The sequence below is a fragment of the Serratia sp. HMSC15F11 genome (assembly GCF_001808215.1).
GTDB lineage: Bacteria > Pseudomonadota > Gammaproteobacteria > Enterobacterales > Enterobacteriaceae > Serratia > Serratia nevei.
Genome location: NZ_KV792497.1, coordinates 407,368 through 417,469 on the forward strand (window position 1 = coordinate 407,368; position 10,102 = coordinate 417,469).

The following is a 10,102-nucleotide window of genomic DNA, read 5'->3' on the forward strand; positions in this document are numbered from 1 at the left end:
ATCATTTCCCTTCCGGGGTCATCGTCCATAACGCCTCCTTAATGCTCCGCGTTATTCAGGCGTGCCTGAATAAACCTGAACATATAATCAAGTTAGTAAATATTTATATAAATTAATTAGACCGGTAATTCGGACGCGACGCGCCAGCGAACGGCACTCACGCTTTTTTCCAGGCTGACGCGGCAGACAATACCCTCAATTTCTTTTTGCGCAGCCGGCGTAGCGGTAATTTCCGCACACACTTCCAATTGCCCCGGGCTGGAAATATCGGCGCTGCGCAAGGACTGCAGCCGCAAGGCGACGCCATTCAGCGCCTGCAGAATCAGGGTGCGCACCAGAATTTCATCCTGTTCGCCGCAGGTCACCTGAATGCGATAGCACAGTTCCAGATCGGTCGCCTGCTGGTGCGGCTGCAGGTTGATGCGCTGCGCGGCTTCGCGCAGCAGGATATTGGCGCACAGGATAACCAGCGTGGCGACCACCGCATCCCAATGCTGGCCCAGGCCGCAAAGGACGCCGATCCCCGCCGAACACCACAGCGTGGCGGCGGTGTTGAGGCCGCGAATGTTCAGCCCTTCCCGCATGATAACGCCGGCGCCGAGGAAGCCAATACCCGAGACTACCTGCGCGGCCACGCGGCCGGCGCTGGCCGGATCGGTGGACATGGAGCTGAGAATAAAGACCGCCGCGCCGGTCGCTACCAGCGCATTGGTGCGCAGGCCGGCCATACGTTGGCGCCACTGGCGCTCGGCGCCAATCACCGCGCCCAGGCACATTGCCAGCAATAAATTTAAAACGAAAGGAGTCATAGCCATGACTGTCCCCTTAATTAACCGCAGGAGATAAAATCATGTGCTGTTTAGCACACGCAAAGTCGCGCCGAAAATAAATCAGCGAATCAGCGTGCTGTGCCTGGAGGGAAAAGGCTGTGGCTGCAGAATACCATAATAACGTCCAACTCAATTCACCTGAAACCGTCAGGCCTCAGGACACGTTTTTTATTCGGGTATGCACAGCTCAGGAATAACTGGAGAGGGGTGCTGCCCGCCGATAACGGCAAGCAACAAATCAGAAGAGAATTGGTCAGCTTGCCTTATTTGTTTTATTACAACTACAACTGTCCAATTGGGTTTCTCCACCGAAATTTTGGCTGAGTATAGTGACGTCAGGTAATGAAGTAAAGGCTAATTTATTAAACGAAAAATAAACTGGAATACCGCGATCATATTTCGATGTCACAAATAGGCAGCGACAACGTTGGGTGCCAGTGCGCTTATCGGTAAACTGTCCTCCTTCATCTTTCAAGGACGCCCCCGATGAAACACCGGCTTTCTCCGCTCGCGCTCGCGCTGCTCGTCAGCTTTCCCGCCGATGCCCTGCTGCTGCAGCAAGGCGACGCGCAGTTCGAACTCGATCCCGCCACGCTGCGCATTGCCGCCGGCGCTGTGCCGGTCAATCTGGCGCAGCCCGCGCAACCGGTAGCGGATCTCACTGCGTCGCCACAACGCGCCAGCTGGCGCTGGCCGCAGAGCGCGGTCAAGGTTAGCGCCAGGCTGGAGGACGGCGATCTGCGCCTGAGCTTCAGCAGCGACCGGCCACAGCTTCTGAACTGGTATAGCCTGCCGCCGCAGGCGGAAACGCTGTTGCTGCCGATCGGCGAAGGCAGCCGCATTCCGCTCGACAACGCGGTCTGGCGCCATTACCTGACGGCGGAAATAACACCGCTGGATACCAACTGGGATCTGAAGCTGCCGCTGTGGAGCCAGCAATACCAGGGCAAGGTCTACAGCTGGCTGATGTTGACGCCGTTCAGCAACCGGGTCACCTTCGCCGCCGCGCAGGAAAAGCTGGAGATGCGCGCCGGGCATCAGTTCAACCGCTTCAACCAACAGCAGGCATTCGAGGTGCTGCTGCACGTCGGCGACACCCCGCTGTCCGGCGCCCGCCGCTACCGCGACTATTTGCAACAAAACGGCCAGTTCAGCAGCCTGCGCGAGAAGATAAAACAGGCGCCCGAAGGCGAAAAGCTGATCGGCGCCACCCATGTCTACCTGTGGGGCGACAAACTGCTGGCGGCGGAAGACGTCAAAGATTGGCCGGGGTTACTGCACTACCTTGCCTCTCCCGCCGCCGAAGGGCTGCGGCAGAAGATGGATGCCGAGAGCAGAAAATCCTTGCTGCAGCTGGCGGGCAAAACACCGGAGGGCTGGCAGCAACAGCCCCTGATCGACGGCATCAACCAGGCGTTGACGGCGCAAATTCCGCTGGGCGCCACGCCGGATGACGCCGATTTTCTGCAGGCGCAGCAGCGCCAGGCCGCTGCGGTGCGGGAGCGGGCGCAGCGAGAGCTGGGGCGTTGGTTAACCCCGGCGGACCGTTGGGGGCCAGGGCTGGCCAAACCGGTGATCGATGCGCTGCGCCAGGCCGGTTTGCCGCGCCTGTGGTTGGGCACAGATAACTGGACCGCCGCCTTCCTGCACCCGCAGGCGGTAACCGCCGCCAAAGCGGCCGGCTATCTGATCGCCAGCTACGACTCCTACGATACCGCCATTCCACGCGGCGTGAACGACAGCTGGCTCACCGCGCAACTGCCGACGGCGCTGCGGGAAACCTGCGCCATCGTGCGCGCCGACGGCAGCAAGAAACCCGGCTTCGGCAAACAGGGTTACTACCTCAATCCGGGCTGCGTCCTGCCCTATTCTCAACAGCGCATGCGCGAATTGGTGCAACTGGCCGGGTTGAACAGCCTGTTTCTCGACGTGGACGGCACCGGCATGGTCTCCGACGACTATCAGCCCAACCACCCGACCGGCGCGGCGCAAATGGCCGAAGCGCGCAACGCCAGGCTGGCCTGGTTCAGCGCCACCCTTAAGCTGCCGCTCGGCTCGGAGGACGGCAATGCGGTGACCGCCCGCAGCCTGATGTTCGCCCACGGCATGGAAACCTGGGGATTCGGCTGGGGCGATAAACAGATGAATCAGGATAAATCCTCGCCCTATTATCTCGGCGCCTGGTGGCCCAACGCCCAACCGGCGTTTTTCTTCCGCCCCGCCAAGGTGAAACAGCCCTACCGCACCGTCGAATTCGATCCGCGTTACCGCCTGCCGCTGTACCAGGCCGTTTTCCACGATGCGATCGTCAGCAGCCACCACTGGAATTACGACAATCTGAAGTTCAGCGACGTTCAGACCACCCGTAGTCTGCTCAGCCAGCTGTACAACACTGCGCCGATGTTCCATCTGAGCCGCGCCACCCTGGCGGCCCGCCTGCCGGCGATCAAGCGCGCCGACGCCGCCTTCCGGCCGCTGCATCAGGCCCTGTGGGACAAAGCGCTGACCGACTTCCGCTGGCTCGATCGGGACGGCTGGGTGCAACAGACGACGTTCAGCGACGGGGCGACGCTGACCGCCAACTTCAGCGCGCAGCCGTTCGCCGGCGTAGCGGCCCTCAGCCTGCGCGCCCAACTGGCCGACGGCCGCACGTTCGACGTTGCGCCTTAGCAAGGTCGCCGGCGGTGGGCTACGCTAGGCTATATTTCCGACGACCCGCAAGGAGTGGCCGATGACGCCTCTGATCCACACTCTGCTCGACGAGATTTGGCAAAGCCTGGAGCAACGCCCCGCGCCCTGCGACCGGTTAACCGTAAGCGGTACCGGCGCATTGCCTTCGGCTTTTCCCGTCACCGAATTGGCTACCGCCGCCTGGAGCGCCGCCGGTTTGGCCTGCGCCGAATTGCTTCGCCGCGAGGCAGCCGAGGCGCCGCAGGTCTGGATCGATCAACGCCTGGCCTCGCTCTGGTTCGGCTGGACGCTGCGTCCGCTGGGTTGGACGCTGCCTGCAGCTTGGGACGCCCTGGCCGGCGACTACGAGACGACAGACGGCTGGATACGCCTGCATACCAATGCGCCGCACCATCGGCGGGCGGTGGAACAGGTGCTGGACCCGGCATCGGATAAAGGCACGCTGGCGGCGCGCGTGCTGAGCTGGAAAAAGAGCGAGCTGGAGCAGGCAGTGATCGAAGCCGGCGGCTGTGCGGCCCAAATGCGCTCGGCGGCCGCGTGGCGGCAACATATTCAGGGCAAGAGCGTGGCGCTCGAACCCTTGATCCACACCTCGCTGCAGCCGGAAGCGTCGCCGCCGGGTTGGGCGCTGCCCATAGCCCGGCCGCTGCACGGCGTGCGGGTGCTGGATCTGACGCGCATTCTCGCCGGGCCGATCGCCACCCGTTTTCTCGCCGGTTTGGGTGCCGACGTGCTGCGCATCGATCCTTACGGTTGGGATGAGCCCGGCGTCGAGCACGAGGTGATGCTGGGCAAGCGCAGCGCACGCCTCAACCTGACCAATGCGCGCGATCGCCATACGTTTGAACATCTGCTGAGAAACACCGACGTGATCGTGCATGGCTACCGTGCCGGTGCGCTGGAGAAGTTGGGCTATGGCGCGGAGGAAAGACGCGCGCTGGCGCCGGGCCTGATCGACGTTTGTCTGAATGCCTACGGCTGGAGCGGGCCGTGGCGTACCCGGCGCGGTTTCGACAGCCTGGTGCAGATGAGCTGCGGGTTGGCGGAGGCGGGCATGGTTTGGCGCAGCGCCAGTTTGCCGGTGCCGCTGCCGGTACAGGCTCTGGACCACGCCACCGGCTATTTGATGGCGGCGGCGGTGCTGACCGGTATGGCGCAGCGCCTGAGCCGCGGCACCGGCTACCACGCAAGGCTGTCGCTGGCGCGAACGGCGCAGCTGCTGCTGGCGCATCCCTATCCGGCGCATTATCGGCCACAAGCGCCGGCGCCGGCCGGCCCCGCCGACGAAAACCCGGAAACGGAACTGACCGACTGGGGCGCCGCGCAACGTCTGCGCGCCCCGTTAAGCCTGCAGGGCACGGCGCTGCAATGGGCGCTGCCGGCGACCGCGCTCGGCACCTCGCAGCCGGCTTGGCTGCGCCGTTAAATAGCCGCCAACTGTTGCTGCAGCCACTGCAGCAACCGCAAAACAGCCGGCGTCAACCCGGCGGTCTGCGGCCACACCAGATAAACGTCGTCATCGCTCAGGCGACAGGGTGCGGCCAACGCCACCAGCCTCCCGGCGGCGATCGCATCCTGCACCAGCAGCGTTTTCGCCAGCGCGATGCCAAACCCCTGCTCGGCCGCGCGAATCAACAATCCTGCATCGTTGAACAACGCCTGTTGCCGCCCGCACAGCGAGCGCCCTTGCGTATTGAACCAGGCGCGCCAAGGGCTGACGTCGTGCTCCAGCAAGGGAACGTCGCCGCCGTTCTCGAATGCCGTTCCCCACTGCAGCGCCATGTCCGGCGAGGCGACCGGCAGCACGTCGCCCGACGCGATGCGCTGTGCCTGCAGTCCCGCCCACTGACCGTTGCCGATGCGGATCGCCGCATCGAATCCGCGCTGCGACAGATCCTGCAATGTCAGCGACGCATCGATATCCAGCGCAATATCGGCGCAGGCTTCATGGAAGGCCGGCAGGCGCGGTAACAGCCAGTAATGGGCAAAAGACGGCAGCACGCTGATACGCAGCGTCTGGCTTGCCGCGGCGCGCCGGGCGCGGGCAACGCCCTGCTGCAGCGCCTGTAGCGCCGGCTCTACCGCCGCCAGCATCTCTTTCCCGGCCGCATTCAGACGCACACCGCGCCCGCGCCGTTCAAACAGCGGGTAGCCGACCGCCTGCTCCAGCAGCTGGATTTGCTGGCTGACCGCACCATGCGTTAAATGCACCTGCTGCGCCGTGGCGCGCAAATTCTCCAACCTGGCGGCGATAACGAAGGTCGGCAAGACGTGCAGGGGAAGGCGTTCACTCATCACTGGTTAGCCGGATTATCCAAAAAGGTTATTTTTCATCGATTTTGGCCCGCAGGCAACTGTTCTATGTTTATGCCATCTATCCCTGATGCTTTCGGAGCCGCCATGCACCCACGTTTACAACAGGATCTTACACAGTTTCCGCAGATCCTCGACCACACCCGCCAGTTGGCGGAAGATTTTCTGGCCGGGCTGCAGCAGCGATCGGTCTGCCCACCGCTCGCGCAACAGCAGCTGCAACCCGGTGACGATCGGCTGGCGGAAAACGGTGAAGGCGCCCTGGCGGCGCTGGATGACTTTTGGCAACGTTATCAGGCGGGCATTTCCGCCAGCGCCGGCCCGCGTTATTTCGGCTTCGTCACCGGCGGTGGCACCCCGGCGGCGGTCGCGGCGGACTGGCTGGTTAGCGTGACAGACCAAAATAGCCAGCTCAGCCATGATACGATCGCCGCGGCGATCGAGCTGGCCGCCGTGACGCAGTTGAAATCCCTGCTGGGCCTGCCGGAAGCGTTCAGCGGCAGCCTGGTCAGCGGCGCCACCATGGCCAATTTCGCCGGGCTGGCCATTGGCCGGCAGTGGCTGGGCCAACAGCAGGGCGTGGATGTTGCCCAACGGGGCCTGGCGGCGCTGGGGCCCATCCGGGTGCTGGCGGCCAATCCGCACGCCAGCAGCGTAAAGGCGCTCAGCATGCTCGGCATCGGCCGCGACGCGCTGACGACCGTCGCCAGCCTGCCGGAGTCTGAAGCTATGGATATGGCGGCGCTGGAGCGGCAACTCGCCGCCGGCGAGGGCCGCCCCACGTTGGTGCTGGCCAGCGCCGGCACGGTCAACACCGTCGCTTTCGACGATCTGCCGCGTCTGCTGGCGCTGCGGGAGCGTTATCCGTTTTGGCTGCATGTCGATGCGGCCTTCGGGGGCGTGGCGGCCTGTTCGCCGCTGTATGCACCGCGACTTGCAGGCTGGCAACAGGCGGACTCCATCGCCGTCGATGCGCACAAATGGCTGAACGTGCCTTATGACAGCGCGATCCAATTTACCCGCCATCTGGATCTGCAGATGCAGGTATTTCAGAACCATTCGGCCTACCTGGAAGCGCCGACGCCGCGGCCGGACAACTATCTGCATCTGACGCCGGAAAATTCGCGGCGCTTTCGCGCCCTGCCGCTCTGGCTGACGCTGAAAGCCTATGGCCGCAGCGGCATACGGGATATCGTCGAGCGCAACGTCCGATTGGCGCAGGCGCTGGGTGCGGCGTTAGCGGCCGACGACGGCTTCCATTTGCTGGCGCCGGTGAATTTGAACGTGGTGTGCTTCGCGCTCAGCCGCCCGCAGGGCGACAGCGAAGCGGCGCGCGATCGCTTTCTCGAGCGCCTTAACCGGCACGGCGTGGTGCGTTGCACCCCAACGACCTATAACCATCAGCCGGGGATCCGCGCCGCGCTGGTCAACTGGATGACGGAGGAACGGGACATCCGGCTGGCGCTGGACTCGCTGCGCCACTGTCTGCCAGAGACGGCCTAAGGCGCGCGGCGCTACCCGAGTTGGAAGGCCTGCAAACGCCGCGCTTGCCGCCCGTCATCGCTGATGTTATCCGGCGACAGCCAGGCGGCAAAGGCGGCGTGTCGCGCCGGCCATTCCGCGTCGATGATCGACAGCCAATCGGTGTCGCGCGTGCGTCCTTTGACGACAACCGCCTGGCGGAAAGTGCCTTCGTAACGGAAACCCAAGCGCTCGGCGGCCTGGCGCGAAGGCAAATTGAGGCTATCGCACTTCCATTCGCAGCGCCGATAGCCAAGATCGTCAAACAGATGCCGCAGCATCAGGAAAATCGCCTCGCTGCCCAGCGCGCTGCGCCTCATCAGCGGCGACCAGTTGATGGTGCCCAGTTCGGCCACGCCGTTGGCGGGATCGATGCGCAAAAAAGCGCAGGTCCCCACGGCGCGTCCGTTTGCCTGATCGACCACCACCATCGTGTTTCTGTCAGCGCTGGACGCCTGAGCCTGGAGATAACGCTGGAAATCCTCGCGCGTCTGCGACCGTTCCCAAAACAGATAGGTCCAGTCTCGGTCATCCTCGGCGGTTTGGTAAGCCCGATAGAGCTCATCCCCCCAGCGCTCAAGGCTAAGGGGTTCAAGGCGGCAAAACCGCCCTTGCAGTAACCTGTGACCGGGCAGGCCTGCCGGCTGCCAATGAGGAAGGGCATCGCCTATTGGCTGCCCATACTGATTCTGTCTCACTGCGACATCCTGCTTTTGAAAGGTGGAAAGGCAAGTTAAAACCAACGCGGGCCGGAGACAACTCCGACCTGCCCCCGCCCCGCTGGCGCGGACAACAGGATGATAGTTTAGAAAAACAACTCAATCACCGTTAAATATTCACCAAAATTATTTCAAGCGAAATAAATATCCATATAACCCATTGTAAAACGGTGAGTTATAGCAACAATTAAGCTACACATTTCAGCCACAACGTTAACTTTTTTTGGTTGTTATGATAAAAAAAGAAGTGATTATCATTATCAAATAAGGAGATAAAACATTCAACTTAATGATTTTTATCGTTAAAAAAACAAAAAACCGAAAGAACACTTTTTAGCCACTCAAAAAGTGCACTGAAAATCCTCAAAAATCTAACACATGAATTTTTTTTAAGACTTTTCCTAGCAAACTAAAATTTTGTTTCGTGACATGATGAACAGAATCTCGGCAAGCAATGTCAGCAAGCGCGGGCGCCAAGCGCAAGTCAGGCCGATCGCGTCAACGCCGAGCGATCAGCAAATCTCTCTGACTTAAGCCAAACTTATAGATTCATGTGATTAATAAGTTTAGTATGAAAATATCATTGAGTGCCGTCGTGTTTATTGATAGAACACTGGCTACACTGAATTATTGCTCCATTTTGCCTTTCGGCTTTTTAGGCTTTTTCTCATATTACCGCAGTAAAACGGATTTAAGTGGGGGTGCGATATGCCAACGATCATCATGGATTCATGTAGCTATACCAGATTGGGATTAACCGACTATCTGACTTCGCATGGCGTGAAAAAACGCCATATTAATGCTATCGAGGATATTGACAGCCTGCATGAAAAATGCAGCAAGTTGAATCCAAGCCTGGTGTTTATTAACGAGGACTGCTTCATCCACGAAGCAAACGCCACCGAGCGAATAAAACGGGTGATTTCACTGCACCCGGATACGTTATTCTTCATCTTCATGGCTATTACCAATGTACATTTCGACGATTATTTATATGTTCGCAAAAACGTTATCATATCGTCAAAATCCATCAAACCAGAAACTATGAATCAGCTACTTAGTCACTATCTCGAGAGAACGTCCCTACGGGCGGAGAAGTCCTCTCTGGACCAAACGCCGGTAACGCTGAGCCAGACCGAATCGAACATGTTACGCATGTGGATGTCCGGTCAAGGCACCATCCAGATATCAGACCAGATGCAAATAAAGGCCAAAACGGTCTCCTCCCACAAGGGAAACATCAAGCGGAAAATAAAGACGCACAACAAGCAGATCATTTACCACGTTGTTCGTTTGACCGATACGCTGACCAGTGGAATATTTGTCAATAGCCGTTGAGCCGCAGAGAATGCCCCCACTCTGTTTTGTCGGCCGTTAAATATCCGGTGATAAAGTCACCTGGATATCGGATACTGGAACCACCAAAAGAATACCTGCTGCGCTATCCCCCGCTAGCGCAGCGGGTATTTTTTTGCCGTCGATAAAAAAAATCTTACCGCAATGAAATAATCTCAAAATGGACAATTTCATTAGCAAATTAATGAGATTAACCGACGTTACTGCCCATGCTCGCGACATGGCTCCACAAACGTCCCGTCACGGCTGTCGATTTCATTAAAAAACCATACGCCCGCCGGATAGTCTTCAAGAGAAACCAGATACATAGTCCCTTCGTTGAATACCTCTACGGCCAGAATGACGCCCTCGCGCCGCGGGCCGCCGTCTGTTTTTACCGTCACTCGATCGTTAACCTGCATACCGTTCCCCATCATTTGCGATTGGCATCAGTGTATGACAAAACCCAGGGGGAAGGACACCGCCCCGCGCCAAGCCGGCCTCGCTCTCAGCGTAGCAGCCGCCCGGATTTTCACTTTCTTAACGGTTTGGCCGCAGAATCTTAAGCCGGCCTCGCGTAGCCTGTCTTCAGGCGTTTCCCCCCAGAGAAGCGCTCGCAAATGAAGAAGTAACAAGGAACTTTTGCCCGCAGAATTGCGGGCTTTTTTTTGGTTCATCGCGCTTTAGCGTGAA

Annotated in this window: 8 protein-coding genes; 4 read left to right on the forward strand and 4 right to left on the reverse strand. The window is 59.7% G+C overall.

All coding sequences use genetic code 11. The annotated features are described in order from the left end of the window. Nucleotides 1-116: 116 nt before the first annotated feature. Nucleotides 117-815, reverse strand: coding sequence for an MgtC family protein (locus HMPREF3138_RS21570; protein ID WP_038876666.1), 699 nt, complete (start codon nt 813-815; stop codon nt 117-119). A gap of 501 nt (nt 816-1,316) precedes the next feature. Between HMPREF3138_RS21570 and HMPREF3138_RS21575 the strand changes: the two genes are divergently transcribed. Further along, nucleotides 1,317-3,500, forward strand: a complete 2,184-nt coding sequence (locus HMPREF3138_RS21575; protein WP_038876664.1) for a glycoside hydrolase — start codon at nt 1,317-1,319, stop codon at nt 3,498-3,500. A 61-nt stretch (nt 3,501-3,561) separates the two neighbouring features. Further along, nucleotides 3,562-4,947: a CoA transferase gene (locus HMPREF3138_RS21580; RefSeq protein ID WP_038876662.1), complete on the forward strand. Its 1,386-nt coding sequence runs from the start codon at nt 3,562-3,564 to the stop codon at nt 4,945-4,947. Here HMPREF3138_RS21580 and HMPREF3138_RS21585 read toward each other — a convergent pair. Continuing rightward, nucleotides 4,944-5,819, reverse strand: coding sequence for a LysR substrate-binding domain-containing protein (locus HMPREF3138_RS21585; RefSeq protein WP_038876660.1), 876 nt, complete (start codon nt 5,817-5,819; stop codon nt 4,944-4,946). The genes HMPREF3138_RS21580 and HMPREF3138_RS21585 overlap by 4 nt on opposite strands. A gap of 102 nt (nt 5,820-5,921) precedes the next feature. On the opposite strand from HMPREF3138_RS21585, the gene HMPREF3138_RS21590 reads away from it, so the two are divergent. Beyond that, nucleotides 5,922-7,337, forward strand: coding sequence for a pyridoxal phosphate-dependent decarboxylase family protein (locus HMPREF3138_RS21590; protein ID WP_070559321.1), 1,416 nt, complete (start codon nt 5,922-5,924; stop codon nt 7,335-7,337). Between the two features lie 11 nt (nt 7,338-7,348). Here the strand turns inward: HMPREF3138_RS21590 and HMPREF3138_RS21595 are convergent, their stop codons facing one another. Further along, a complete protein-coding gene (locus HMPREF3138_RS21595; RefSeq protein WP_083301500.1) occupies nt 7,349-7,990 on the reverse strand; it encodes a GNAT family N-acetyltransferase in 642 nt (213 codons plus the stop codon). 792 nt (nt 7,991-8,782) lie between these two features. On the opposite strand from HMPREF3138_RS21595, the gene rcsA reads away from it, so the two are divergent. Continuing rightward, entirely contained in the window at nt 8,783-9,412 is a 630-nt protein-coding gene (rcsA, locus tag HMPREF3138_RS21600) for a transcriptional regulator RcsA (RefSeq protein WP_033635078.1), read from the forward strand. A gap of 218 nt (nt 9,413-9,630) precedes the next feature. Here rcsA and dsrB read toward each other — a convergent pair whose 3' ends face one another. Next, the gene (dsrB, locus tag HMPREF3138_RS21605) at nt 9,631-9,831 is read right to left on the reverse strand and encodes a protein DsrB (protein WP_038877309.1); all 201 of its coding nucleotides are present in this window, start codon (nt 9,829-9,831) and stop codon (nt 9,631-9,633) included. Between the last annotated feature and the right edge of the window lie 271 nt (nt 9,832-10,102).